23 protein-coding genes are annotated in these 26100 nt (G+C 42.0%); 6 read left to right on the top strand and 17 right to left on the bottom strand.

Annotated elements, in window-relative coordinates; translation table 11 throughout:
* Positions 1-212: 212 nt before the first annotated feature.
* Genes lgt through rppH form a run of 4 tightly spaced genes read right to left on the bottom strand, consistent with a single transcriptional unit; the run spans position 213 to position 4707 of the window.
* On the bottom strand, positions 213-1016 hold the full coding sequence (lgt, locus tag CTN07_RS15875; protein ID WP_005301219.1) for a prolipoprotein diacylglyceryl transferase: 804 nt from the start codon (positions 1014-1016) through the stop codon (positions 213-215).
* 44 nt (positions 1017-1060) lie between these two features.
* A complete protein-coding gene (locus tag CTN07_RS15870) occupies positions 1061-1867 on the bottom strand; it encodes a sulfite exporter TauE/SafE family protein (RefSeq protein ID WP_005301221.1) in 807 nt (268 codons plus the stop codon).
* A gap of 19 nt (positions 1868-1886) precedes the next feature.
* Positions 1887-4145, bottom strand: coding sequence for a phosphoenolpyruvate--protein phosphotransferase (ptsP, locus tag CTN07_RS15865; RefSeq protein WP_005301223.1), 2259 nt, complete (start codon positions 4143-4145; stop codon positions 1887-1889).
* Positions 4146-4185: 40 nt separating this feature from the next.
* Positions 4186-4707: an RNA pyrophosphohydrolase gene (gene rppH, locus CTN07_RS15860; protein WP_036764409.1), complete on the bottom strand. Its 522-nt coding sequence runs from the start codon at positions 4705-4707 to the stop codon at positions 4186-4188.
* 625 nt (positions 4708-5332) lie between these two features.
* Here rppH and mutH point away from each other — a divergent pair.
* A complete protein-coding gene (gene mutH, locus CTN07_RS15855; protein ID WP_005301232.1) occupies positions 5333-6001 on the top strand; it encodes a DNA mismatch repair endonuclease MutH in 669 nt (222 codons plus the stop codon).
* Here mutH and CTN07_RS15850 read toward each other — a convergent pair.
* Positions 5998-6876, bottom strand: coding sequence for a LysR family transcriptional regulator (locus CTN07_RS15850; RefSeq protein ID WP_005301234.1), 879 nt, complete (start codon positions 6874-6876; stop codon positions 5998-6000). The genes mutH and CTN07_RS15850 overlap by 4 nt on opposite strands.
* Before the next feature lie 100 nt (positions 6877-6976).
* Between CTN07_RS15850 and CTN07_RS15845 the strand changes: the two genes are divergently transcribed.
* Entirely contained in the window at positions 6977-7420 is a 444-nt protein-coding gene (locus tag CTN07_RS15845; protein WP_036764411.1) for a PACE efflux transporter, read from the top strand.
* A gap of 65 nt (positions 7421-7485) precedes the next feature.
* Here CTN07_RS15845 and CTN07_RS15840 read toward each other — a convergent pair whose 3' ends face one another.
* The 6 genes from CTN07_RS15840 to xerD all read right to left on the bottom strand — a co-directional run bounded on the left by CTN07_RS15840 (position 7486) and on the right by xerD (position 15334).
* A complete protein-coding gene (locus tag CTN07_RS15840; protein ID WP_005301236.1) occupies positions 7486-8802 on the bottom strand; it encodes a sigma-54 dependent transcriptional regulator in 1317 nt (438 codons plus the stop codon).
* 109 nt (positions 8803-8911) lie between these two features.
* Complete coding sequence (gene lysS / locus CTN07_RS15835) at positions 8912-10414, bottom strand: lysine--tRNA ligase (protein WP_005301238.1); 1503 nt, start codon at positions 10412-10414, stop codon at positions 8912-8914.
* A 32-nt stretch (positions 10415-10446) separates the two neighbouring features.
* Positions 10447-11545, bottom strand: a protein-coding gene (prfB, locus tag CTN07_RS15830; protein WP_099050445.1) for a peptide chain release factor 2 whose coding sequence is annotated in 2 segments (ribosomal slippage) — positions 10447-11469 and positions 11471-11545 — 1098 coding nt in all. Because the reading frame shifts where the segments join, the coding sequence is not laid out codon by codon here.
* 158 nt (positions 11546-11703) lie between these two features.
* Positions 11704-13428: a single-stranded-DNA-specific exonuclease RecJ gene (gene recJ, locus CTN07_RS15825; protein WP_005301240.1), complete on the bottom strand. Its 1725-nt coding sequence runs from the start codon at positions 13426-13428 to the stop codon at positions 11704-11706.
* Between the two features lie 104 nt (positions 13429-13532).
* Complete coding sequence (dsbC, locus tag CTN07_RS15820) at positions 13533-14264, bottom strand: bifunctional protein-disulfide isomerase/oxidoreductase DsbC (protein WP_005301241.1); 732 nt, start codon at positions 14262-14264, stop codon at positions 13533-13535.
* Positions 14265-14437: 173 nt separating this feature from the next.
* On the bottom strand, positions 14438-15334 hold the full coding sequence (xerD, locus tag CTN07_RS15815) for a site-specific tyrosine recombinase XerD (RefSeq protein ID WP_005301242.1): 897 nt from the start codon (positions 15332-15334) through the stop codon (positions 14438-14440).
* 173 nt (positions 15335-15507) lie between these two features.
* Here xerD and fldB point away from each other — a divergent pair, with 173 nt between their 5' ends.
* Positions 15508-16032 (top strand): flavodoxin FldB, encoded by a 525-nt coding sequence (gene fldB / locus CTN07_RS15810; protein WP_005301243.1) that lies wholly within the window; start codon positions 15508-15510, stop codon positions 16030-16032.
* 74 nt (positions 16033-16106) lie between these two features.
* Here fldB and brnQ read toward each other — a convergent pair whose 3' ends face one another.
* Positions 16107-17420 (bottom strand): branched-chain amino acid transport system II carrier protein, encoded by a 1314-nt coding sequence (gene brnQ, locus CTN07_RS15805; protein WP_036764412.1) that lies wholly within the window; start codon positions 17418-17420, stop codon positions 16107-16109.
* Between the two features lie 376 nt (positions 17421-17796).
* Here brnQ and CTN07_RS15800 point away from each other — a divergent pair, with 376 nt between their 5' ends.
* Positions 17797-18510: a tRNA1(Val) (adenine(37)-N6)-methyltransferase gene (locus CTN07_RS15800; RefSeq protein ID WP_005301249.1), complete on the top strand. Its 714-nt coding sequence runs from the start codon at positions 17797-17799 to the stop codon at positions 18508-18510.
* A 223-nt stretch (positions 18511-18733) separates the two neighbouring features.
* Entirely contained in the window at positions 18734-20053 is a 1320-nt protein-coding gene (srmB, locus tag CTN07_RS15795) for an ATP-dependent RNA helicase SrmB (RefSeq protein ID WP_171027776.1), read from the top strand.
* Positions 20054-20152: 99 nt separating this feature from the next.
* Here the strand turns inward: srmB and yaaA are convergent, their stop codons facing one another.
* Entirely contained in the window at positions 20153-20926 is a 774-nt protein-coding gene (yaaA, locus tag CTN07_RS15790; protein WP_005301254.1) for a peroxide stress protein YaaA, read from the bottom strand.
* A 171-nt stretch (positions 20927-21097) separates the two neighbouring features.
* Positions 21098-22525, bottom strand: coding sequence for an alanine/glycine:cation symporter family protein (locus CTN07_RS15785; RefSeq protein ID WP_005301256.1), 1428 nt, complete (start codon positions 22523-22525; stop codon positions 21098-21100).
* Between the two features lie 768 nt (positions 22526-23293).
* Here CTN07_RS15785 and CTN07_RS15780 point away from each other — a divergent pair.
* Complete coding sequence (locus CTN07_RS15780) at positions 23294-23476, top strand: DUF3545 family protein (RefSeq protein ID WP_005301258.1); 183 nt, start codon at positions 23294-23296, stop codon at positions 23474-23476.
* A 64-nt stretch (positions 23477-23540) separates the two neighbouring features.
* On the opposite strand, the gene CTN07_RS15775 is transcribed toward CTN07_RS15780, so the two are convergent.
* From CTN07_RS15775 to nfo, 3 genes are all read right to left on the bottom strand, one after another.
* Positions 23541-24071, bottom strand: coding sequence for a hemerythrin domain-containing protein (locus tag CTN07_RS15775; RefSeq protein ID WP_005301261.1), 531 nt, complete (start codon positions 24069-24071; stop codon positions 23541-23543).
* 109 nt (positions 24072-24180) lie between these two features.
* Complete coding sequence (ung, locus tag CTN07_RS15770) at positions 24181-24840, bottom strand: uracil-DNA glycosylase (RefSeq protein WP_005301262.1); 660 nt, start codon at positions 24838-24840, stop codon at positions 24181-24183.
* 54 nt (positions 24841-24894) lie between these two features.
* Positions 24895-25737 carry a deoxyribonuclease IV gene (nfo, locus tag CTN07_RS15765; protein ID WP_005301263.1) on the bottom strand — a complete coding sequence of 281 codons (843 nt, stop codon included), beginning with the start codon at positions 25735-25737 and terminating at the stop codon, positions 24895-24897.
* Positions 25738-26100 lie beyond the last annotated feature (363 nt).

Genomic DNA, 26100 nt, shown 5'->3' with positions numbered 1-26100 from the left:
CATGCTATGGCTGAAAGTTTAATTCTTGAAGGGCGAAGGGAAAGATCTTTTCCAAGGGCAGTTAAGCCAAGACCCCAACGGTATCCCAAGAAAAAGAATGCCGTTCACTCTTAAGTGAACGGCATTACCCAATAATTGGTGTCCAACTATTGGGGGTCAGTTCACTAACGACTGCTTTTAAAATTAAACGATCTCTTATTTTATATGGCTATTTATGCAGCTGAACTTTCTGGTTTCTTTTTATAAGCCCAGATAAGGATTGCAGCACCTAGCAGAATCATTGGGGTTGATAAGATCTGTCCCATCGTTAACCAACCATCAAAGAAACCAAGTTGGGCATCAGGTTGACGGAAGAACTCAACAAAGAAGCGGAATGAACCATAGCAAAGTAAGAACAAGCCAGATACCGCACCTGTTGGACGAGGCTTACGAATAAATAGGTTCAGAATGATAAATAACACCACACCTTCTAATAAAAACTCATAAAGCTGTGATGGGTGGCGAGGAAGTGGACCGCCAGTTGGGAAGATCATCGCCCAAGGAACATCTGTCACACGGCCCCATAATTCGCCATTGATAAAGTTACCTAAACGTCCCATACCTAAACCAAATGGTACCAATGGTGCAATAAAGTCGGCAATAGAGAAGAAAGTACGGCCATTTTTATGCCCATACCAGAACATAGCTGTGATCACACCTAACAAGCCGCCGTGGAACGACATACCACCGGTCCAGACCTTAAATAGATAGAGAGGATTTGCGAGGAAAAGATCAAAGTTGTAGAACAGCACATAGCCAATTCGACCACCAATTACGACCCCAAGAAAACCTGCAAATAATAGGTCGCTAACTTGATCTTTTGTCCAGCCACTTCCTGGTTGATCTGCTCGACGATTTGCAAGCCACATGGCAAAGGCAAAACCGATCAAATACATCAAACCATACCAGCGAATAGCTAATGGACCTATTTGAACCAACACGGGATCAATTTGTGGAAAGGTTAAATACCCCTGCATTTACTTATCTCTTTATCTAGAAAAATAACCCAATGATTATCTTTTTATCCCAAAAACATTTTCACACTAATAAATAGGAGAAATACGGCAAAAATTTTCTTTAGTGTTACAGTGGGCAATCGGCTGACTAAAGCTGCACCATAACGTGTTGTTATCACAGATGTTGTTACTATACCTAATAATGCGGGTAAATAGACATAACCTAAGCTGTATGGCGGTAAAGATTCGCTTCCAACACCTGCTGTAATAAATCCAATCATGCCAGCAATAGCAATCATTGCTCCGGCAAAAGAGGCACAGCCAATCGCTTTTCGCATTTCAACACCGTGCCAGCTTAAATATGGTACTGTCAGTGATCCGCCCCCTATGCCCGCTAAGCTAGAGATAACACCAATCACAGCCCCACTACTTGCACAGGCAACAGTTGAAGGTAAACGTTGCTCTTTGCGACCTAACCGCATCGATAGCAGCATTTGGATTGCTAAAGTAAGTACTATTGTGGCAAATATTTTAGGTAATAGTTCAGTTGGAACAATTTCAGCGATAAAACTGCCACCAAATCCGCCTAAAACCACCCCAGGAGCCAACGCTTTAACAATAGAATAATCTACGTTGCCTAGGCGAATGTGGTTACGTGCCGATGCACCAGAGGTTAACACAATACTGGCAAGCGAGGTCCCTAAAGCAATATGCATCACTAAATTACTGCTAATTCCAGCATGAGGCAGTAACCAAACCAAAGCAGGAACAACAACTAGGCCCCCACCGATCCCCAGTAAACCAGCTAAGAAGCCAACGGAACTGCCTACCAGTAGACACATACCAAAGAGCCAAAGCGCATTTTCCAACATAGTTTGACCTAATAAAAAATTAAAACTTACCTGCGCGTACTAATCCACCCAAGCCATGATGCTCTAAAAATTGAACCGTTTGGGCCCGCACATCTTGGGCAAAATAAACAGAAAGGACAGACTGCGCTAAACTTTCCATATCCGCAATCGTTAAATGTTTCAGCATGTATTTTATTTTTGCCATGCTGCGGGTATTCATACTTAGTGAGCGGTAACCCATTCCAACAAGTAAAACGGCACCTAAAGGGTCTCCTGCAAGCTCACCGCACAAACTCACCGGAATCTGTAACCGATTACTGCTTTGCACAATATGGTGGAGTGCGTGCAATACCGCAGGATGAAGTGGGTCATATACGCTTGCCACCCGAGCATTATTTCGATCAACTGCTAACAAATACTGAGTTAAATCGTTACTTCCCACCGAGATAAAATCGACTCGTCCTTGTAGTGCATCTAGCTGATACAGCATAGACGGCACTTCGATCATAATGCCGATACGAGGATAAGATAATGACAGTCCCCGACCTTGAGCTTGCAGCAACACATCTTGGTAGGCTTTATCGATTAACTCTTTGGCTTCTTCAATTTCGCCAACGCTAGAGATCATCGGAAGTAAAATATCTAAGTTATTCAGCCCAATACTGGCTTGCAACATAGCTCGCACTTGAATCGTGAAAATTTCTGGGTGATCAAGAGTAAAACGAATGCCTCGCCAACCCAGAAAAGGATTATCTTCTTCTATTGGCAAATAAGGTAATGGTTTATCCCCCCCAATATCGAGCGTTCGCATCACCACAGGCATAGGAGCATAGGTTGTCAACATCGTATGATATTGGCTGCGTTGTTCATCTTCAGAGGGAAAACTGTGCTGTAATAAAAAAGGAACTTCGGTGCGATAAAGCCCAACACCATCGATGCCAGCTTTTAAATTTTGGCAAGTTTCAGAGTTTAGCCCCGTATTCAAATACGTTTGAACCTTACATCCATCTGATGTGATTGCTGGTCGAGCTAACTCTTCAGAAACAATTTGCGTCAGTTCTTGTTCTTCTTTAAGGAGGCGTCGATACTCTTTTAGCACTAAACGATTAGGCTGTACGGTAAATTCGCCCCGATAGCCATCAACAATAACTCGCTTGTTGTGCGCTGATTCAGGAACAAAATCGACCCCCATGATCGCAGGGACACCAAGAGTACGCGATAAGATAGCCGCATGAGAGTTAGCAGCCCCCTCTTGAGCAACAACAGCGGCTAATTTATCGGTAGGAATACTCGCTAACATGGCCGCGGTTAGCTCTCGCGTTAACAGGACAATCGGCTCATCCCATTTTTGCTCAACTACTTCATCATGAGAGAGAAAATAGAGCAGCCGCTGCCCCAATTCACGTAAATCTTGGGCTCGCTCTTTTAGGTACTCATCTCTCATTTGAGCAAAACGGGCTGAATAATCTTCAACGACTTGACGCACAGCCCATTCAGCTAAATCACCTGCGTTGATCTTGGCAAACAGATCTTTTCTCAACATAGGATCATTGAGTAGATGATTAAACAGATCAAAAATGGCTAGCGTCTCTTTTTGTAGCTCATTATCAAAACGTTTACGCAAGCGACGAAACTCAGCACTGGCTTTATCGATCGCAATAGAAAGGCGCTCTTGCTCTTGAATAATATCAGCGGCAAAAGCTGGCTGTACCGACTCTAACTGAGGTTGAGTGTCATCCCACCACGCTTTTGCAACGGCAATCCCAGTTGAAGCAACAACACCAGTATAGTGCATGCCCTGACGTTGACGAGGCCACATACCTTGCGCTTTCGCATGAGCAAGAATTGTGGCAATTTGAGCGGCCAAGGTGACCATAAAAGATTCTTCGCTCTCATCAAAAACTCGACAACAGCGTTGTTGAATCACCAAAACTCCAAGAACTTGGCGTTGATGAATAATTGGCGTACCAAAGAAAGAAGCAAACCTCTCTTCGCCAATATCAGGTAGGTGTTTAAACTCAGGATGATTATGAGCATCTGCTACATTAACAGGCTCAGCTTTACGACCCACAAGCCCAACTAAGCCCTCATCAAATTTTAGGGCTACATGAGCACTTTGCTTATGAAGGCCTTTGGTCGCCATTAAGGTATATTCTCGGCGGCCATGATCGGCAATATAGATAGAGCAACACTCTGCATCGAGCGCAAGACACGTTTGAATGACCAATTGATCTAGTGCATCAATAAGATTGGATGCACTGACTACTTTTTCAACAATTTCGCGTAACTGCGCCAGCATGCCAAATTAATTCCTTCTATCGCTATTGCCTCTTCCAAATTTAGTTGCGGCGGTTTTTGCGTTTAAACTTACGTTCTTTTCGCTCTTGAAAAGGCATCGCAAGAGCGGCAAATTCCTTTAATGCACGACGATACACATCACGCTTAAATGACACCACCTGACGCACCGGATACCAATAGCTGACCCAACGCCAACCATCAAATTCTGGTGTGTTTCCTCGCTGCATATTGACCTTGGACTCATCACATTCCAAGCTCAGCAAAAACCACTTCTGCTTTTGCCCGATACAAACAGGTTTTGAGTCCCAACGAACCAAACGCTTTGGTAATTTATAACGTAGCCAATGGCGGCTAGATGCTACAATTCTTACGTCCTTTTTCGTTAGTCCTACTTCCTCATACAGTTCGCGATACATAGCTTGTTCTGGTGTTTCACCATCGTCTATGCCACCTTGTGGAAACTGCCAAGAGTGTTGTCCATATCGTCGAGCCCAGAATACTTGGCCGCGGCTATTGCAGATAACAATTCCTACATTAGGACGGTATCCATCGCCATCAATCACTGGACGACCTCAATTATAAATATCTATTACCTCGATTTTTTCACATAATGTGGGTAAGGGTAAACAAACATTCTAATTAATAACTCTTTTTTCCTACATTCCCCGCACTTTCTGGATAACTTCACACTTCATATAACTTTATGAACATCCAAATGAGACCTATCCCACATTTATTCACTCTTTCTGTGGATAGATTTGTGTAGAAACTCAATTTCAAGCCAAAATTAACGACATCACCATTCAAGAAGCATGAATAAAAAACGCAAGAATACTTAATATTAAAGTTTAAAAACAAGACCTTACAACCACACCAGTCATCTAACTTGATTTAATTATAAAAGATCCTAACGAACAAAAAATAGATCGGTTAAAGATCAACCAACTTTAGCTTTATCCACAACAACACTAAACTTTTGAATAAAAAAAACACAACAACATGCTTAATAACCACGCAAACCACTGTTCAAACAGCCAGTATTCGTTTTTTAATGAAAATTTTTATTTTTGCCTGTGGATATCTTTTTCTTGGGATCTTGAGTCAACAATTCCAATATATCGTACCGTTATTTGTCAGTATCCTATTCGTGTTACCATTATGGTCTTATTTGCTACATAGATTTTTACCATGCGCCCCACCCCTTTGTCTGAAAATGAACTATTACAACGAGCCCAAGAGTTGGCAGGTCTGACCCTGGGAGAATTAGCATATCAAGCAGGAATTGTTGTACCTCCTGATCTTCGTCGAGATAAAGGCTGGGTGGGTCAACTGCTCGAATGGCATTTAGGAGCCAGTGCTGGCAGTAAGCCCGTCCCTGATTTTGCCGAACTTGGCATTGAGCTAAAAACCATCCCGATTGGCTATAATGGCAAACCGCTAGAAACCACTTTTGTATGTGTTGCACCATTAATTGGTGTTCAAGGCCTCAGTTGGCAGCAAAGCCATATTCGACACAAATTAGCGCGTGTATTGTGGATACCCGTTGAAGGTGAACGCGATTTACCTCTAGCAGATAGGCATGTAGGGTCTCCTTTGATTTGGAGTCCATCAGCACAAGAAGAAGCACAATTACAGCAAGATTGGGAAGAGTTAATGGATATGATTGTCTTAGGACAGGTAGAGCAGATCACCGCACGCCACGGCGAAGTTCTACAATTACGTCCTAAAGCAGCCAATAGCAAAGCATTAACTGAAGCCTATGGTGCTAATGGTCAGCCAATCAAAACACTGCCTCGAGGTTTCTATTTAAAAACCAATTTTACCGCTGCTATTTTAGAACGTTACTTTATCTGTTAACTCAGCCTAGCCTCGGTTAAATATAGCCGTAATTGACGTGCAGCTGGACCCGCTGGATGCAAACGAGTCCAAACAATATCAACACCTTGATGCCAAGTTTGCCCCTCAAAACTCAATGGAAGGCGTGTTAGCACATTTGCAGCAATTAGGTCTTTCACCATATCTAAAGGCACCACAGTCCAACCGATCCCTCCCATCACTAAGTTTACTGCGCTAATGGCACTTTCCGTACTCCATATTGAATCAGAAACTTGCCAACGCTTATGTTGATGATGACGACCAGATAGGACAATTTGGCGATGGGTAATAAGATCAGGCCAATCAATTTGTGACTTACGAGCTAATGGATGAGAAGGGGCTACAATACAGACCATAGCCAAGCTACCAATACCGTGCGCTTCAATTTCCTGAGGTAGTGTATCTAGTTGAAGTAGAGCCCCTATTTGCGCCCGACCAGAATTGAGTAAAGAGACAATTTCATCTTCAGTTGCATTTAAAATTTCAATCTCAACAAATGGGTAGTCTTGCTCAAATTTGGCTAAAGCTTGGGTTAGCGGCTGACTCATTGTCATCGACTGCAGCGCAATAGTTAGCTTTGATTCAACCCCTTGCTGTAATTCATCTGCATTGGCAACTAACTGTTGGCATTGAGATAGGATCCGTTTCGCTTTTACCAACAACGTATGTCCATGCTCGGTAAGCTGTGGCTTTCGCGTAGTACGATCAAACAAAGTCACATTAAGATCCAATTCCAAATTGGCTACCGCAGTACTGATCACAGATTGTGCTTTATTTAATTTTCGAGCTCCGGCTGAGAAAGAACCCGTTTCAGCGGCGGCGACAAAAGCCTCCAATTGTTCAATAGAAAACTGCATCTAAAGTATCCATAAAACCGATAGTAACTAACTTTGTATTATCTATTTTATACCTAAAATAACCATCAGAACGTCAACAATAGACAAATAAGGGTTAAAAATGCGTACTACATTGGATCGAATTCGTCATGCCATTGGTTTTGAAGTGATTGCTCTTACACTGATCATACTTGGCTTTAGTCTATTTAGTAGCATGGAAGTACATAAGATTGGAATTTTAGGCCTTGGCTTCTCTTTATTCACAACAGGCTGGAACTTTGTTTATAACATTCTGTTTGATAAAGGTATGCTACGCTTTACAGGCGGATTAGAAAAAACCTTTAAGCACAGAGTTATTCATGCGGTGTGCTTTGAAATCAGCTTGTTATGGTTAACATTACCCGTCATGGCGTGGTTTTTGGATATCACATTGTGGCAGGCTTTGATCATGGATTTGGGATTAGTGATCTTCTATTTCTTCTATACCTATGCGTATAACTGGGCTTATGATTTGTGGTTCCCTATTCCAGCGGTTTCTATTAGCACAAAAGTTCGCCCAATTTAATCACAAAGAGAGCAATATCCTAGCCCGTATATTAAAACCTTTTAGGTATAAGATACGGGCGATACTTATTTATTTTTATTGGGATGCAAATCGTATTTTTTCAGAAGACGATACATAGTTGCTCGCGAGATACCTAATTCTCTTGCTGATGCTGTGATTTGGTTATGATTATTTTCTAATACTTTGATAACGGCGGCTCTATCTGAATCGGCTCTTGCCTGTTTTAGGCTATGTGTATCCTCTTGTGACCCTGGCAATTCAAGTAACTCAGAACCAACACATTGATGATCTGCCAGTAATGCGACCCGTTTAAGCTTACTGACTAATTCGCGCACGTTACCTGGCCATGGATATTGACGTAAAGCATTGAGAGCATCATCGCTGAAACATTGAGCGACTCCATTATATTGACGCGAGTATTGCAACAACAATAGACGCGCTAAACTCACTATATCATCACCGCGCTCGCGAAGTGGTGGAACCGTGATAGAAACAATATTTAATCGATAATATAGTTCTGTCATTAGCTTGCCAGATACAAGCAACTCTTGATGAGAAACCGTGGTTGAAGCCATCATTCGAATATCAATAAATAAACGCTCTTGATCTGAATTCTGATAATACCCAAGCTCTAAAATCTGTAATAATTGAGCCTGATGCTCTAACGATAAGTGGACTATATCATCAAGAAATAACACCCCACCCTGTGCGGCCATTAAACAATTTTTAACACCATCAGCTGTTTCTATATTCCAACCGGCTAACAGTTCACGACAATTGACCCGGATAAACGGATATTTAGCCCGAATAGAGCCACGATGAATGGCTTGAGCGACTAACTCTTTTCCAGTACCAATTTCTCCCTGAATAAAGACGGGTAAATCAGATAATGCCGTTCGGGTAACCTGATTCTGTAATTTACGCATAACCGCACTATCACCCTGAAGCCCTATTTGCCCTAACTGTCGCAATTCAGGCCAAACATATCGCTCAAGAGCCAACATTCCGCATTGATGACCTATTGTTGTTAATAACTGAGGTATCGGAATCGGTAGTGAAAAATAATCAAAGCAAAAATTCACGATAAACTGGCATACGGCTTCATTATTCAGTTGTTTTTCATCAATCAAAGCAATCCAACGAACTTGCTTATGACGATTCAGCAACGAGGCAAAACTGTGCAAGCTAAAATATGATTGGCTTAAATCGACTAAACCTATGCATGGGCCTAATTCCAGTAATACGGATTCAGCCATTCGCATATCGTGACAAAAATGGCACTGCCACTCACTCTGCTCTAGTGCCGTTAAACAAGAGGATTCGATAGAACCAAAGACAAAAAGATGACTGACGTCAGACTCAAACCTAAATGATGTTCGCAATGACCTTACCCTTTACTGTCTTTTATACAACATACCCATATTTATATTTCAATCGATAAAAAAAAACCACCGTCAAAAACGGTGGCTTAGATTTATTCACACAATCAATTTATGCTTGTGGGCGCATTGCTGGGAATAAAATAACGTCACGAATAGTATGCGTATTAGTAAATAGCATAACTAGACGGTCGATACCGATACCCTGACCTGCTGTTGGCGGTAAACCGTGCTCAAGTGCTGTGATGTAGTCAGCATCGTAGTACATTGCTTCGTCATCACCTGCATCTTTTGCATCAACCTGAGCTTTAAAGCGCTGGTCTTGGTCTTGCGCATCATTCAGCTCAGAGAAACCATTTGCTACTTCACGGCCGCCGATGAAGAATTCAAAACGGTCTGTAATGAATGGGTTTTCATCGTTACGACGAGCAAGAGGAGAAATGTCTGCTGGGTACTCAGTAATGAACGTAGGTTGCATTAGTTGAGGCTCTGCAGTTTCACCAAAGATCTCTTCAAGAAGCTGACCACAAGTCCAGAAATCTTCCACATCAACGTGTACAGATTTTGCAATCTTAACCATAAGTTCACGATCCGCTACGCCTTCATAAGTTAGCGCTTGGATTTCTGCGTGATCTGGGTTGTAGTGTTTGATAGCGTCTAGCATGCTCATACGAGTGTAAGGGCCTGCAAATTCCACTTCAAAATCACCGTAAGGCATCTTAGATGAACCTAGAACTTCGATAGCAATGCTGCTTAGCATCTCTTCAGTTAGATCCATAAGGTCACGGTAATCAGCGTACGCCATATAGAATTCCATCATAGTGAATTCTGGGTTATGACGAGGAGATAGACCTTCGTTACGGAAGTTACGGTTGATTTCGAATACGCGCTCAAAACCACCAACCACTAGACGCTTAAGGTAAAGCTCTGGTGCAACACGTAGGTACATATCGATATCTAACGCGTTGTGGTGAGTGATAAATGGACGAGCCGTTGCACCACCTGGGATCACGTGCATCATAGGAGTTTCTACTTCCATGAAGCCTTTAGTTACCATGAAGCTACGGATTGCCGATACCACTTGAGAGCGGATCTTAAACGCTTTGCGAGAATCGTCATTTACGATTAGGTCAACGTAACGCTGACGGTAACGCATTTCTTGGTCAGTTAGACCGTGGAACTTCTCTGGTAGTGGACGAAGTGCTTTAGTTAGCAGCTCGTATTGATCCATATTTACATAAAGATCGCCTTTACCTGATTTGTGAAGCTCACCTTTAATACCGATGATGTCACCGATATCTAGACCTGAATATTTGTCTTTCAGCTCTTTTTGTACATCTTTAGATGCGTAAGCTTGAATACGACCCGTTACATCTTGAATCGCTAGGAATGGACCACGCTTAGCCATAATACGACCAGCGATAGCAACTACTTGCTTAGCTTCTTCTAGCTCTTCTTTAGTCATTTCGCCGAATTTAGCCTGCAGGTCTGCCGCTAGGCTATCGCGACGGAAATCGTTCGGGTGGCCGTTTGCTTTGCAATCTTTACGAATCATATCTAGCTTCGCACGACGTTCAGCAATTAGCTTATTCTCATCTTGTACTTGATCAGTCATAGGTTACCCTTAATTTTTAACCGCAAATCGGGTTAGAGACCTGATTTCAGGCTGGCTTCAATGAAACGGTCTAAATCGCCGTCTAGTACTGCTTGGGTGTTACGATTTTCCACCCCAGTACGTAAATCTTTAATTCGAGAGTCATCCAGAACATAAGAACGGATTTGACTACCCCAACCGATATCAGACTTAGAGTCTTCGTTCGCTTGTTTTTCAGCATTTTGCTTTTGCATTTCAAGTTCAAACAGCTTCGCTTTTAACTGCTTCATTGCTTGATCTTTGTTTTTATGCTGCGAACGGTCATTCTGACACTGCACCACGGTATTAGTCGGTATGTGAGTAATACGTACCGCAGATTCGGTGGTGTTTACGTGCTGACCACCAGCACCAGAGGCGCGGTATACGTCAATACGTAGATCAGATGGATTGATATCGATATCAATATTGTCATCCACTTCTGGATATACGAAGGCAGATGCAAACGAGGTATGACGACGGCCACCTGAATCAAATGGGGATTTACGAACTAAACGGTGAACACCAGTTTCTGTACGTAACCAACCATAAGCGTACTCGCCACTGATACGAATTGTTGCAGATTTTAGACCTGCGACGTCACCTTCAGACACTTCAATAACTTCAGTCTTAAAGCCCTTAGCATCGGCCCAACGCAAGTACATACGTAACATCATAGATGTCCAGTCTTGCGCTTCAGTACCGCCAGAGCCTGCTTGTAGGTCTAGGTAACAATCGGAACCATCATGATCGCCAGAGAACATACGACGGAATTCAAGCTTAGCCAGTTTCGCTTCAAGCTCAGCTAGCTCTGGTTCAATTTCGTCAAACGTTTCTTGATCTTCTGCTTCTACTGCAAGCTCAAGTAGACCTTCAACGTCATCAACGCCTTGATCTAGTTGATCGATGGTTTCAACAACCGCTTCAAGTGATGCACGCTCTTTACCTAACGCTTGTGCACGTTCAGGCTCATTCCATACATCAGGTTGCTCTAATTCTGCATTGACTTCTTCTAGACGCTCTTTCTTAGCATCATAGTCAAAGATACCCCCTAAGGACATCAGTACGTGCTGATACGTCCGCTAGACGGTTTTTAATAGGATTAATCTCGAACATTGCCACTCATCATCGTCGAAATGGACATAACCGCAGGATTCTATCGAATTGTAGATAGAATATACAGGGGGGAGAGATAGGAATCGGAAAATTATTACGAGAGTGGCGATAATTCAGGCTTTTTTCGCCACTCTAAGTTGAGATTAAGAGATGAAGTCTTATTTTGCCGCTAAATGCTCAATCATTAATTGCACACTGCGATTACCGCGAAATTCATTAATATCGAGTCGATAAACTAACTCAACTTGCTGAACTGAGGCGTCGGGCCAGCGTTTAAGATCCACGTTAAAAGCGATCGCATCAATAACACTGCCACCATGTAGCGGCTCAACCATCATTTTAAGATGCTTACCGCCAACCAGTTTTTGATGAAGCAATCGAAACGTTCCATCAAATGTCGGTTCCGGAAATTGCTGTCCCCACGGCCCGCCTGCACGTAACATTTCTGCGGTATCTAAATTAAATTCATTGGCTTCCAATTCACCGTCGGTGAGCAATACACCTTTTAGCTCATCTTCGCCCAATTCATTACGCACCGCTTGATCAAAGGCGCGACTAAAGGCATCCAATTGCTTGGTATCTATTGTTAAACCCGCTGCCATTGCATGTCCACCAAACTTAGCGATCATGCCTGGGTTTTGTGTATCAATAAGATCCAACACATCACGCATATGTAACCCAGGAATGGAACGGCATGAACCTTTGATTTGCTCATTACCCGCATCGGCAAAACAGATCACTGGACGATGAAATTTTTCTTTAATCCGCGATGCTAAAATGCCTATCACCCCTTGGTGCCAATCTTTTTGAAACAGCACTAAGCCATAAGGCATATCGTTGGCACTAAATTTTAGTCGCTCACAAATGGCTAGCGCTTCCTCTTTCATGCCTTGTTCAATCTCTTTACGGGTTTGATTTAACCCATCAAGTTCGGTAGCCATACGACGAGCAGATTGAATGTTGTCACATAAGAGTAGCTCAACACCAAAAGCCATATCATCAAGACGACCTGCGGCATTAATTCGAGGACCTAAAGCAAAACCAAGATCGCTGGTCACTATCTTTTGCGGATCGCGATTAGCAACTTCAATTAAAGCTTGAATACCTGGGCGACAACGACCAGCACGAATACGTTGTAGGCCTTGATGGACTAAAATACGGTTATTACCATCCAGTGCAACCACATCGGCAACGGTACCTAATGCAACTAAATCGAGTAATTCAGCTAAGTTTGGCTCAGGAATATTTTGTTGCGTAAACCAATCGGTTGCTCGTAACTGAGCTCGAAGAGCCAACATCAGATAAAACGCAACCCCCACTCCGCACAATGCTTTAGAAGGAAAACCACACTCATTTAAGTTAGGGTTAACAATTGCGTCGGCATTAGGCAGTATATCGCCAGGCAGGTGGTGATCGGTCACAACAACCGTTAAGCCTTTCTCTTTTGCGTAAGCAACTCCAGACAGTGAAGACACACCATTATCAACGGTCATGATCACTTCAACGCCTTTCGCCAGCGCTTGATCCACCACTTCAGGACTTAATCCATAACCATCATCAAAGCGGTTTGGTACCAAATAATCTACGTTTTGGCAGCCAAGCATCTTAAAGGCGAGCACCGATAGCGCAGAACTGGTTGCCCCATCAGCATCAAAATCGCTTACGATAATAATACGTTGATTATTACGTAAAGCTTGCTCTAATAAATCCACCGCTTGAGCCATACCATGGAGTTGGTTATAGCTCAACAAGCCTTTAGCTCCACGCTCTAACTCACCATCATGGGTAATCCCACGGCTGGCATAAATACGTTTTAATCGGGCTGGAATAGCATCGGAAAAGCCAGAAATATCCGCTTCTGGTCGGCGTTTTATTTCAATCATGAGCAAACTTCTTTTTAATCTTTATCTCGCCATCTTACTTGGTCTACCAGTAATAAAAAAGCCCAACAGTTAAGCTGCTGGGCTTCTATCAATATTACTACAAATTACTTTTTGCTCTGTTGTGCATCCAGCATCTGGCTTAGTGATGCCGCTGGCTGGTAACCAGGAATCATAGTGCCATCTTCTAGTACAATTGCAGGTGTACCATTCACACCCATTGCCACACCTAGCTCATAATGCTTTTTAATTAGATCGGTACGTGGAGTAATGCCTTTTGGATCAAATGAGCCATTTTTTGCATCATCCATCGCTTTTGCTCGATCTTTTGCACCCCAAATCTGAGCCATTTGCATAAAGTTGCCTGACTGCTCACCGCCACGAGGGAATGCTAAATAACGAACAGTAATGCCTTTGTCGTTATATGCTTGCATTTCATTGTGTAGTTTACGGCAGTAACCACAAGTTGTATCAGTGAAAACTGTAATGACATGCTTTTGATTCTTAGCAGGATAGATGATCATCTCATCTTCCATTCCTTGTAGCTTATCTTTATTGATCTTAGCCATTTTCTGCTCTGTCACATTAACAGGCTGAGCAGCTTGGTTGTCATAAAGATGACCAACAATGAAATAATTACCGTCATCTGAGGTGTAAACAATACCACGCTCAGTGACAACCTCATTTAGGCCTGCTACCTGAGAGGCCGTAATTTCTGTTGGCACTAAACCAATCGCGCTCAACTTTTTAGTAATTGCCGCTTTATTTGGCGCAGCAGAAGCAGAAAATGCAGTCGCTGCGATAACAGTTGCCAGTAGGGTCCGGCCGATAATGTGCATGCAATACATCCTTTTTAAATAAACAGTGGTCAATAAGACCGCACTAAAGTGCAAAAATTTCAATTAAGACCACAGAAAGCAGTGATAATTTCAAACTCATTTTGCGAAACTGGAGAATAATCGATCGTTATTCATTTCGCCAATACTATCATCACAATAGCATATTCAATTTATCAACCACGCGGGTGATGCTGTTCATGTAATTGCTTCAAGCGCTCCGTTGCAACATGAGTATAAATTTGAGTTGTAGATAAATCACTATGACCAAGCAACATCTGTACCACACGTAGATCAGCACCATAATTGAGCAAATGCGTTGCAAAAGCATGGCGCATTACGTGGGGTGACAATGTATCAGCGTCAATTCCTGCTAGTACCGCATAATGTTTAATACGGTGCCAAAATGTCTGCCGTGTCATTTGTTGGGCACGTTTACTTGGGAAAACCACATCTGAACTTTTCTCCCCCAACAACATAGGACGTCCTTGAGCAAGAAACTGTTCAATCCAATCTACGGCGTTTTCTCCCATCGGTACTAAACGTTCTTTATCCCCTTTACCGACAACACGAACCACACCTTGACGCAAACTGATATTTTCCATCGTCAGGCTAACTAACTCAGTAACACGAAGACCCGTTGCGTACAACAATTCCAACATGGCTTTATCTCGTAGCTCAATAGGATCATCGACATTTGGCGCATCTAATAACGCATCGACCTGAGCTTCACTGATATCTTTTGGCAGACGTTTAGGTAATTTCGGGCTAATTAACATCGCACTAGGATCATCGACACGTATTTTTTCGCGGTGAAGATATTGGAATACACGACGGATAGCTGACACCATCCGTGCACGAGATGTTTGTTTATAATCTTGGTCAAATAGCCACTGTTGGTAACGTTGTAAATCGTCAGCCGATATCGACTCTAATACCAACTTATGCTCTTTCATCCACATCATTAGCTTGGTTAAATCATTACGATAAGAGGCAAGTGTATTCTCAGATAGCCCTCGCTCCATCCACATTGCATCTAAAAAACGCTCAATAACAACGTCGTCGTTTTCCACAGAAACCTCTTATATCAAACCCAAACACATGGATATAAACACAGTATTTTTCCTATAGTAGTCGATTTAATCGCAAAAGTAACTTGCCAATGCGATCGCAACAAGCAAAGATCGGCGAATAATAATGGAATTGGTATCAGACCAATCGATCAGCATGCCCATAGGATCTCAGTATGAAAATCGGCTTATTTTATGGCTCAACAACCTGCTACACCGAAATGGCAGCAGAAAAAATTCGTGACTGTCTTGGCCACGATCTTGTCTCCGTCTTTAATATCAAAGAGACACCTATTAGTGAGATGAACTCATTTGATCTGTTGATTTTAGGTATTTCAACCTGGGATTTTGGTGAACTACAAGAAGACTGGGAAGCGGTATGGCAACAATTAGATGGTTTAGACCTTAACGGCAAAACCATTGCACTGTTTGGCCTAGGTGATCAAGAAGGTTATACCGAGTGGTATCTTGATGCGATGGGAATGCTGCATGATAAGCTATTACCAACCGGGGTTAATGTCATCGGTTATTGGCCTAATGACGAGAACTATCAGTTTACCGCTTCTAAAGCATTGACAGACGATGGAGAGTTCTTTGTAGGGCTGGCTCTTGATGAAGACAGTCAATATGAACTTAGCGATGAGCGTATCACCACTTGGTGCGGCCAAATTATGGCTGAGTATGCAGAAGCTCTAAGCTAACTCTGATTAAGAATCCAGAACAAAAAACGGGATGCCTAACTGCATCCCGTTTTTATTGTGCTTATGACTTTTTACTAAACCGTTCGAGTTTGATGCTCAGCACCGTTACCACCGATAAAACGAGTCACGACTAAGGCGATAAAGGTTGGTAGAACCCATGCCATACCATAGTCATACAGAGGTAGAACATTCAGTGCCGACATATCAAAACCAAGATACTTAGCCACATCGATTAAGCTAAACAGTAGAGAAACTGCAAGCACTACACGATAAGCCAGTGCAGGATTTGGTAACCAGCGACGGACAAAAGTTAACGCAACTAATGCAATAGCCACCGGATATAGAGCAAACAGTACTGGAATCGATAATGTAATCAGCTGATTTAGACCAACATTGGCAACAACAGCACAGATTACCGCTAAAATGACCGCCCACTTCTCATAAGAAAGCTTAGTTAATGAGCTGAAGTAATCCGAACATGCACTAATTAGACCGATAGCTGTAGTCAAACATGCTAGTAACACAATGGCAGACAGAATAATTTGCCCTGTTGAACCAAATAGTGCCTGAACATACGCAGTTAGAATTTCACCACCATTTGCTGCACCACCTGCAACAGTCGAGCTGGTTGCACCAAGGTAGAATAGAGAAACATAAACAAATGCTAAACCAGCGGCAGCAATCAAACCGGCATAGATAAGATAAGTACAAGTCTCTTTCTCATCAGTAATGCCTTTACTGCGGATCACATCGACAATCAGCATGCCAAACATCAGCGCGGCAAAAGTATCCATGGTGTTATAACCTTCAAGGAAACCTTTAGTAAATGGCTGAGTCACATAATCTGCTTGAGCTGCTTCAATAGCACCTTGAGGGTTAACAAAAACCGCAATCGCAAGAATGGCTAGTACCGCAAATAATGCTGGCGTTAAGAACTTACCGATCATGTCGATCAGTTTGCCTCGCGACCACGCAAAAAACAGTGCGACAGCAAAGAAAATAACCGAGAAAACTGTCAAACTTGTTTGGCCAGCATCGGCACCTAGAAACGGTTTTACTGCCATCTCATATGCTACAAGACCTGTACGCGGCGCTGCAAAAGCGGGACCGATAATAATGAAGATCAGCACTGCCATCAGGGTTGCAACAAATGGAGGAAGATCGCGGGTTAACCCTTTCCATCCACCACCAGCAAGCGCAACAGCAATAATACCAATTAGAGGTAAACCTACCGCCGTTACTAAGAAGCCAAACATTGCAGATCCCATATGTTCACCCGCTTGCAATCCAGCTAGCGGTGGAAAAATGATATTACCTGCACCTAAAAAGAATGCGAAAGTCATAAAGCCTAACGCAAAGATGTCCGTTGCTTTGAGTGATCTTTTCAAACTGCACCTTCCACTCTTAATCATTAATGTTGTTGTGTCTGTTTTGTAATTATTTAGTCTATGTCACAATTTAGATATTACTGGTTGTGACACATCTCTCAGCATAATGACTAAAAAGAGTTCGATAAGCAACAGGGTAGTGAAAAACACCATAATCTAAAGTGTAAAGATTAAAAAACTAGAATTAACTTCCAAATCAGAAAATCATTTCAGAGCTATAGTCTGGATTACATGGGTTTTCAGAAATATAACAAACAGAATTAATATCTATTTAACATTTTTTAAACAACACAAGCTAAAGTATTTGTTCCCTTTCTGACGCAAAATCCATATGGATATTGTGGTTTTGACAAAAATAACGTGATGAGACAGCACAATGAGCAGCGGATTTACTCTTAAACAATTTCATGTAAACCATGGTGGATGTGGTATGCCCGTTAGCACCGATGGCATTTTGTTAGGAGCCTGGGCCAAACTCGAGCAAACACAGCCAATCTTAGATATTGGAACAGGGAGTGGTCTACTGGCATTAATGGCAGCACAGCGAACCGGTGACGCTTCCATTACGGCAATAGAGTTGGATCCAACCGCAGCTCTGGTGGCTAAGGATAACTTTGGTCACTCACCTTGGTCAGCACGCCTTTCATGTATTGAAGCCAACTTAATTCATTGGTTTCCAACTATTTCTAAGCAAACATTTGGTTCTATTGTCTGTAATCCACCTTATTTCAATTTTGGTCAGCAGGCTCAGCGAGGGCAACGGGCACAAGCTCGTCATACCGATACATTAAGCCATAGTGCGTTACTCCAAGCGCTTAAACATTTACTGGCTGATAACGGTCAAGCAAGCCTAATTTTGCCCACTTACGAAGGCGAACAACTGATTAAAGCTGCGGCCGATTATGGCTTATCTTGTTGTCGACTCTGTCGGGTGCAATCTACAGCCAAAAAACCAATCTTTCGTTTATTAATGGCATTTACCGCCAGTGAAAACCGAAATTGTGAAGAGACAACACTTTGTATTCACGATGGAAATGGCTATTCCGCGGAATTTATTGCTTTGACACAATCTTTCTACCTGAATATGTAATATGCTTTTATCTTAAAGCTGGCTGCAACTTGCCTCAATTTGGGGATAATGACTTTTAATTTAGAGCCACTAGATCTTCAAATCGTTGCCTTGCCTGTAAACCAAATTATTCTCGCTGAACCTCGCATCTTGAGGTTACTTGGGTATATAATGCCGCCCCTTAAACTTTGGCTATCCTTAATGAGTCAAAGATCATACTGTTTTAAAGTCTTAGGAGACATAACTGGTGAGAGACTTTTCCGAATTAGAGTTAGATAGCGAACTGCTACGCGCGATTGAAGAGATCGGTTACAGCCGCCCAACCGTGGTACAGGCACAGGCTATCCCTCACGCCCTTGACGGTAAAGATGTCATGGCGTCTGCACCAACAGGAACCGGAAAGACCGCTGCGTTTCTTCTTCCTATGATTCAACACCTAATGGACTTTCCGCGCCGTAAGCCAGGTCCTGCTCGTGTTTTAGTCTTAACCCCAACACGTGAGCTTGCGATTCAGGTTGCAGATCATGCTCGTGCGCTAGCGAAATACACCGATCTGAAGATCTTTACGATTACAGGTGGTATCTCTTACGATGAACACGCAGAACTGCTAGGTAAAACCCAAGATATCGTGGTTGCAACTCCAGGCCGTTTGATGGAATACATTGAAGCAGAGCGCTTTGATTGTCGTGCTATCGAATGTCTGATCCTAGATGAAGCTGACCGTATGCTAGATATGGGCTTTGGTAAGATTGTTGAGCGCATTAATAAAGAGTGTCGCTGGCGTCAACAGAGCCTATTGTTCTCTGCAACATTAGAAGGTAAAGGTGTTCGTGAATTCTCGCAGCACATCTTAAATGAGCCGCTAGAAGTAAACGCAGAGCCATCACGTCGTGAGCGTAAGAAAATCCATCAGGTTTATCACCGTTGTGACAACATGGAGCACAAGTTAGCAATTCTTGAGCACCTACTTCGTAACGATGCTGAACGTACCATTATCTTTGTGAAAACCCGTGAGCGTCTTGCTGAACTGCGTGGTCAATTAGAGACTCGTCAGATCAAGTGTTGCTGGATCCAAGGTGAAATGGCACAGGCTGCACGTAGTAACACTATTCGCCGTTTCCGCGAAGGTGTGATTAACGTAATGATCGCAACTGACGTTGCCGCTCGTGGTATCGATTTACCTGATGTTAGCCATGTAATTAACTTTGACATGCCACGTACTGCAGATGTGTATCTACACCGTATTGGTCGTACTGCACGTGCTGGTAAAAAAGGTAGTGCGATCTCGCTTGTTGAAGCACATGACCAAGCAATGATGGAACGTGTTTGTCGTTACATTAAAGAAGAAGTGCCAGAGCGCTTTGTTGAAGGTCTACGCCCTGCAACTAAGAAAGCGGCAACGGTTAAGAAGAAAAAACCGAAAAATCTAGATAAAAAAGCCAAAGCTGAACTAGCGAAAAAGAAAAAGGCGAAAGCGAAAAAAGTTGCGAAAAAGGCAACTAAGAAAACAGCGCCTAAAACAGCGCCTAAAACAGCGCCTAAAACAGCGCCTAAAACAGCGTAATTTAGATTTTATTTCTTAATAATCAAATAACCAAAAAGCGGGAATATCAATATTCCCGCTTTTTTTATCAATGCTTACTCAACTAAACCCTGAGTATTTTTATTGCTCTTCGCGTTTAAATACCAACTCTGTTGCGGTCGATTCTGCTGCGACAAAATAATATCCTGCCGCATCAAACTCCTTCAGTTTTTCAATTGAATCTATTTGGTTATCAATAATATAACGAGCCATCAAACCGCGAGCTTTTTTGGCATAAAAGCTAATCACTTTGTATTGCCCTTTTTTAGCATCTTTAAAGACTGGGGTAATAATGGTTCCTTTTACCTGCTTAGGCTTAACCGATTTAAAGTACTCATTAGAGGCCAAGTTTACTAAAATATCGTCTCCTTGCTCCGCCAGAGCCAGATTGACCTTATCTGTAATAATGTTACCCCAAAATTGATATAGGTTTGCTCCGCGCGGGTTTTCAAGCTTAGTTCCCATCTCTAAACGGTAAGGTTGCATTAAATCCAATGGACGCAATAAGCCATACAGGCCCGATAACATACGAAAATGTTGCTGAGCATACGCTATCTGCTCATCAGTCATCGTTTCTGCGGCAAGACCTGTATACACATCACCTTTAAAGGCAAACATTGCAGGTCGGGCATTTTCAGGCGTAAATGTAGGGACCCACTCAGCAAAACGAGCAGCATTAAGTCCTGCAATCTTATCGCTCACTTTCATCAAACGAGCAATATCCATCGGCGTTAACTCACGACATACCTCAATTAACTGCTGAGAGTGCTCTGTTAGCTCAGGCAACGTATATTGTTCGGTCACCAATGGTGATTCATAGTCGAGTGTCTTTGCTGGAGAAACAACAATTAACATATTTTTTATCCCTTGAATTCTGACAGTTACACCAATCTTGGTTATTTATTATTAGAATTGGTCTTTTGGATCCACTTGGATATAAGACTATCAGGTTAAACAAAAAAAGCCACGCACTGCTGCATGGCTTTAAGTATTGTTCTAATAGGTAAAAGATAACAACATCAAGGATTAAGATTTACTCTGATCCCAAATACCTTCTTCTAGTTGGGCATGTAACTCAGGATAGTCATTACTATCAAACGTAGGGACTTTCCCTTGAGCCAGTTGGTGATTGTAGTCTTTTGCTAATTTCACCACAGTGCCAGATAACAGCACAATGGCAACTAAGTTGATCAAAGCCATCATACCCATCGACACATCAGCCATTGCCCAGACCGTTGGTAGATCAGCTAATGCACCAAACATCACCATACCTAACACCACAACACGGAAAATGTTCAGACCCATCTTATGGTTATGCTCTAAGAAAATCAGATTGGTTTCTGCATAAGAATAGTTAGCAACTAGCGAAGTAAAGGCAAAGAAGAATATCGCAACAGCAATAAATATTGCTCCCCAATCGCCCACCTGAGAACTCAGAGCTTGCTGAGTCAATTGAATACCTGTGACGTCACCATGAGGGACATATTCGCCAGACATTAAAATAATCGCAACCGTTGCCGAACAGATAACAATGGTATCCATAAAAACACCTAACATCTGCACATAGCCTTGAGAGGCAGGATGTGGTGGATATGGCGTTGCCGATGCAGCAGCATTAGGCGCAGAACCCATACCTGCCTCATTAGAAAACAGGCCGCGTTTAAGTCCATTGATCATACCTTGTGCGATAGTATAGCCAAGAGCACCCGATGCCGCTTCACCAAAACCAAAAGCATTACTGATGATCATCATAATAACATCGGGTAATTTTTCGATATTGGCAAACATGATAAATAGGGCGATGGCAAGATAACACAGAGCCATCGCAGGGACTAAAATCTCGGCTGTACGTGCAATCGCTCGCAAACCACCAAAGATAATAACACCTGTCATTACAACCAGAACTAACCCGACATACAGAGGATTCCAACCAAAGGCAACGTGCATCGCTTGAGTAATAGAGTTGGCTTGAACAGAGTTAAAAACTAGGCCGAAAGCAATAATCAAGAAGATGGAGAACACAATTCCCATCCAGCGCATCCCTAAGCCTTTTTCCATATAGTAGGCAGGACCACCACGGTAGTTACCATCATCATCACGGGTTTTATATAACTGAGCTAGTGTACTTTCAGCAAAGGCTGTTGCCATACCTAGCATCGCAATTAACCACATCCAAAATACCGCGCCAGGACCACCTAACGTCAAAGCAACCGCAACTCCGGCCATATTTCCGGTGCCAACACGAGCGGCCAAACTGGTACAAAGTGCTTGAAAAGAGGAGATACCAGATGGATCCGACTTGCGGCTATTTTTCATAACTTGGAACATATGTCCAAAGTGACGAAACTGAATAAAACCAAGACGATAAGTAAAATAGATTCCCACACCAATTAGGATGTAGATGAGTACAGAGCCCCATAGCAGATCGTTTAAAAAATTAATCTGGCTTGTCACAAACACCCCTTATACATTCAAAAAGCGCTCCTCCAATACGTACAAGTCGCATCGGATAAAACGCAAAACTGAGCCTTAATGGCAAATTAATGTCATACGCTGCTTGTTACTGTTATGTCATGATTATAGAAGTGGATTGAATAAAAAACCCAACTACAAGCAGTGAATAGCAAATGACTACATGTTGTTGCAACAACTCAAAGTGACCGTTATCACTCCGCTTTTGTTGTTATTAGAATTTGGTGAAATAACCCCAATTATTTCAGCCAATATTTGCAATTCATTGGAAGTTAGAACTGCAGATGGACGCTGATCATGCTGATTTTACCAACAAAAATCAATATGCAAACAGATGAACCAGACAGCAATAAAACGGCATAAATAATACAGCAACGATAATACTACCCCTCTTAATTGCAACCGTTTACGCCATCATAAGGAAGATTGGTTTATTTTTGAAAACAAGCAATTAGTTCTAATTTATAGGCTAAATATGTAAAGGCCCAATTTACCGCACATCATGTTTAAAACATTGTTTTAATCTCTAGATATTTCCTTTGTTAATCGCAATAAATTTTTCATATGCATCAAATATCAACCAATAAATTGCAGCTAAAGTGAACAGCCCCCTATTGAAGTGAGAGCAAAGTCAAAAAAGCTTAATTTGTTCATAACAAAGATGAAACACATCGATTCTATTTTGCTCAGTTATATGATATTTAATTGCGGTGGTGAAAGACTCACCCTGTTGTAGGATAGAGGTGCTATATGGATAGCTATGCATTTGATGATTATATGGATTTTGAACCTGCTCCACGTCGTTCACGCAGTAAGCCAGAAAAGCGTAAGTGGCGTGAGATAGAAGCCTTGAAAGATCGTCAAAGATTGAGAAAAGAGCTACAAGAGATGGATCTGCTCCACGATTACTCTCTTGATGATTTGGATTATTAACCTCGCAACAATTTAAGACACGCCTTCAAAGCAGCATCGAAGGCGTATCTTTCGTTTTCTACCATCAAATATCGATGTAATTATGTAAATTACGATAGCGATCGGCAACTTTACGCCCAAACAGTGGATCATCAATATCATCTTGATACTGCTCACTCACGCAGCGCCAGTCATAAGGTGAAAAATCACGACGTAGCAGCGGAAAAATTTCTCGCTCTTCTAACTGTAAATGTGCTTTTTGACGCATGGCAAAATTATGTAATTTCTGCAAAAAAATTTCTTGTGGAATAACCGAATCAAGCAGAATCATATCCACAATATCAGCAAACTCAGCAGTAAGTTGGGTCAATTCTATATGTTCTTGCTCTAAGTTTTTAATCGACTGATTTTCACCATAATGAGCAAGGTAGTAATGATAAAGAATATCTTCTTTCGGATGATGATAACGATCGGCTTGGTATTGCAAATAATGGATAATATCTTGAATAAGGTGATAATCAATTTTCCCCCCATCCTCAACCAAACGTGCTTTTTGCAATAATATCTCTAGCAACAGGTTGATATTTCCGTGCTCTATATGAATTCTATCTAACATAGCGACTCCTTGCCCTTGAGTTCTTCCTGAACCCATAGAATATAGCTAAAAGTCGCCTGTCATGGCATGATCCTGATTATATTTTATCCACACAAATCACGATAAAAGACTAAACTTGCCAAGTAATCGGAGTTTTATTCATCGCTTGCAGTAATGTATTGGTTTGCGAAAAATGCTGACAACCAAAGAAACCACGATAAGCAGAAAGTGGAGACGGGTGAGCTGATTTCAAGACATGGTGTTTCTGAGTATTGATCTTCTTACCTTTTTTCTGTGCGTGCGTGCCCCATAGCAAGAAGATAACGCCTTCACATTCTTGATCGATATGTTCAATCACTTTATCAGTAAACGTCTCCCAGCCGATCTTAGCATGGGAGTGAGCGTTACCTTGCTCAACCGTTAGTACTGTATTAAGTAACAATACCCCTTGCTCTGCCCAAGATTGTAAATAACCATGCTCAGGAATAGTAAAACCATCAATATCCGTTGCTAGCTCTTTATACATATTCGCTAAAGACGGTGGCGTTTTTACCCCAGGTTTTACGGAGAAACTTAAGCCATGGGCTTGGTCTGGGCCGTGATAAGGGTCTTGGCCTAAAATAACGACTTTAACCTGATCTAAAGGAGTGGCGGTGAAAGCACTAAAAACATCTTCTTCTGGCGGATACACCACTTTGCCTTGCTGACGTGCATTAGCAACATAGCTTTGAATCTGCTCAAAATATTCTTGTTGTTGCTGCTGTTGTAAAAAATTTTGCCAAGATTGCACCGAGCTATCTCCATCAATTAAGTCTGTTTATCGCCCTATTCTACCGTGCTTAGATCAGTTACAAAAGCTACGTAACTTAGCAATTTCTTGCTGCCAAATATCGGGATCAATTGTTTCAAGGACCAAAGGAATATTATCAAAACGCGGATCTTGCATTAAATAACGGAAGCAATCCCAACCAATTTCCCCTACCCCTAAACTGTTGTGACGATCTAAATGACTACCTAACTTTCCTTTCGAGTCATTTAAATGCATACCTCGTAAGTAGTGCATACCAACAATTTGGTCAAATTCAGCAAAGGTCTGTTCTGTTGCTTGCTCGGTACGTAAATCGTATCCAGCGGCAAAAGTGTGGCAAGTATCAATACATACGCCAACTCGGGTTTTATCTTCAACTTGCGCAATAATTTCTGCTAAGTGCTCAAAACGCCAGCCCAAGTTCGAACCTTGCCCTGCTGTATTTTCAATCACAGCCACCACATTTGGTACTGCTTGATGTGCCATATTGATTGATTCTGCGATCAAAGCAAGACAGTCACTCTCAGAGATTTTCTTTAAATGGCTACCGGGATGAAAATTCAATAGATGCAGCCCTAATTGTTGGCAACGATCCATTTCATCAATAAAAGCATTACGTGACTTTTCAAGTTTCTCTGCATCAGGGGAACCCAAATTAATCAAGTAAGAATCGTGAGGTAAGATTGCCTCAGGATGGAATCCGTATTGCTGACAGCGCGCTTTAAATGCCGTTATTGCAGATTGCTCTAAGGGTTTAGCAATCCACTGGCGTTGATTTTTCGTAAATAGCGCAAAAGCATTAGCACCAATATTATGTGCATTAAGCGGTGCATTATAGACACCACCAGCGGCAGAGACATGAGCTCCAATTAATTTCATTTTCACCTCTTTTTATATGTGACAAGAATCACACTTTTAGACATGTTTTTTTATAACAAGAATTACAACATAATCACGAAATAAGTCCCTCTTTCTCCGTAATACGCCCCATTATCCACCTGTAAAATGTAGTAAATTTACTACATTTATACTTATAAATTATTTTTTAAAGAATATAACATTCATTGAAGGCTAGTAAAAATGCACTTAATTTGATTTAACGCAAAGAAATAGCCCTATTGATTTTAATGTTTTTTGTGGTAAATTGATCTATATCAATACGTGAAACCACACTTACGGTTATATAATACGTAGCTCAAGACAAAAATTGAAAAAATTAACAACATCCCTGTGGAGAAAAAG

The sequence above is a fragment of the Photobacterium damselae genome, from assembly GCF_003026815.1.
Classification (GTDB): Bacteria; Pseudomonadota; Gammaproteobacteria; order Enterobacterales; family Vibrionaceae; genus Photobacterium; species Photobacterium damselae.
The sequence above is the reverse complement of the archived record's forward strand: the minus strand, read 5'-3'. Positions and strand labels throughout refer to the sequence as shown.

Coding starts and splice junctions, on each gene's coding strand:
- CTN07_RS15870 (WP_005301221.1), bottom strand. CDS start 1,867: ATGTTGGAAAATGCGCTTTGGCTCTTTGGTATGTGTCTACTGGTAGGC.
- CTN07_RS15780 (WP_005301258.1), top strand. CDS start 23,294: ATGGATAGCTATGCATTTGATGATTATATGGATTTTGAACCTGCTCCA.
- ptsP (WP_005301223.1), bottom strand. CDS start 4,145: ATGCTGGCGCAGTTACGCGAAATTGTTGAAAAAGTAGTCAGTGCATCC.
- dsbC (WP_005301241.1), bottom strand. CDS start 14,264: ATGCACATTATCGGCCGGACCCTACTGGCAACTGTTATCGCAGCGACT.
- lysS (WP_005301238.1), bottom strand. CDS start 10,414: ATGACTGATCAAGTACAAGATGAGAATAAGCTAATTGCTGAACGTCGT.
- CTN07_RS15850 (WP_005301234.1), bottom strand. CDS start 6,876: ATGCAGTTTTCTATTGAACAATTGGAGGCTTTTGTCGCCGCCGCTGAA.
- yaaA (WP_005301254.1), bottom strand. CDS start 20,926: ATGTTAATTGTTGTTTCTCCAGCAAAGACACTCGACTATGAATCACCA.
- CTN07_RS15800 (WP_005301249.1), top strand. CDS start 17,797: ATGAGCAGCGGATTTACTCTTAAACAATTTCATGTAAACCATGGTGGA.
- fldB (WP_005301243.1), top strand. CDS start 15,508: ATGAAAATCGGCTTATTTTATGGCTCAACAACCTGCTACACCGAAATG.
- nfo (WP_005301263.1), bottom strand. CDS start 25,737: ATGAAATTAATTGGAGCTCATGTCTCTGCCGCTGGTGGTGTCTATAAT.
- recJ (WP_005301240.1), bottom strand. CDS start 13,428: ATGATTGAAATAAAACGCCGACCAGAAGCGGATATTTCTGGCTTTTCC.
- lgt (WP_005301219.1), bottom strand. CDS start 1,016: ATGCAGGGGTATTTAACCTTTCCACAAATTGATCCCGTGTTGGTTCAA.
- CTN07_RS15845 (WP_036764411.1), top strand. CDS start 6,977: ATGCGTACTACATTGGATCGAATTCGTCATGCCATTGGTTTTGAAGTG.
- CTN07_RS15775 (WP_005301261.1), bottom strand. CDS start 24,071: ATGTTAGATAGAATTCATATAGAGCACGGAAATATCAACCTGTTGCTA.
- mutH (WP_005301232.1), top strand. CDS start 5,333: ATGCGCCCCACCCCTTTGTCTGAAAATGAACTATTACAACGAGCCCAA.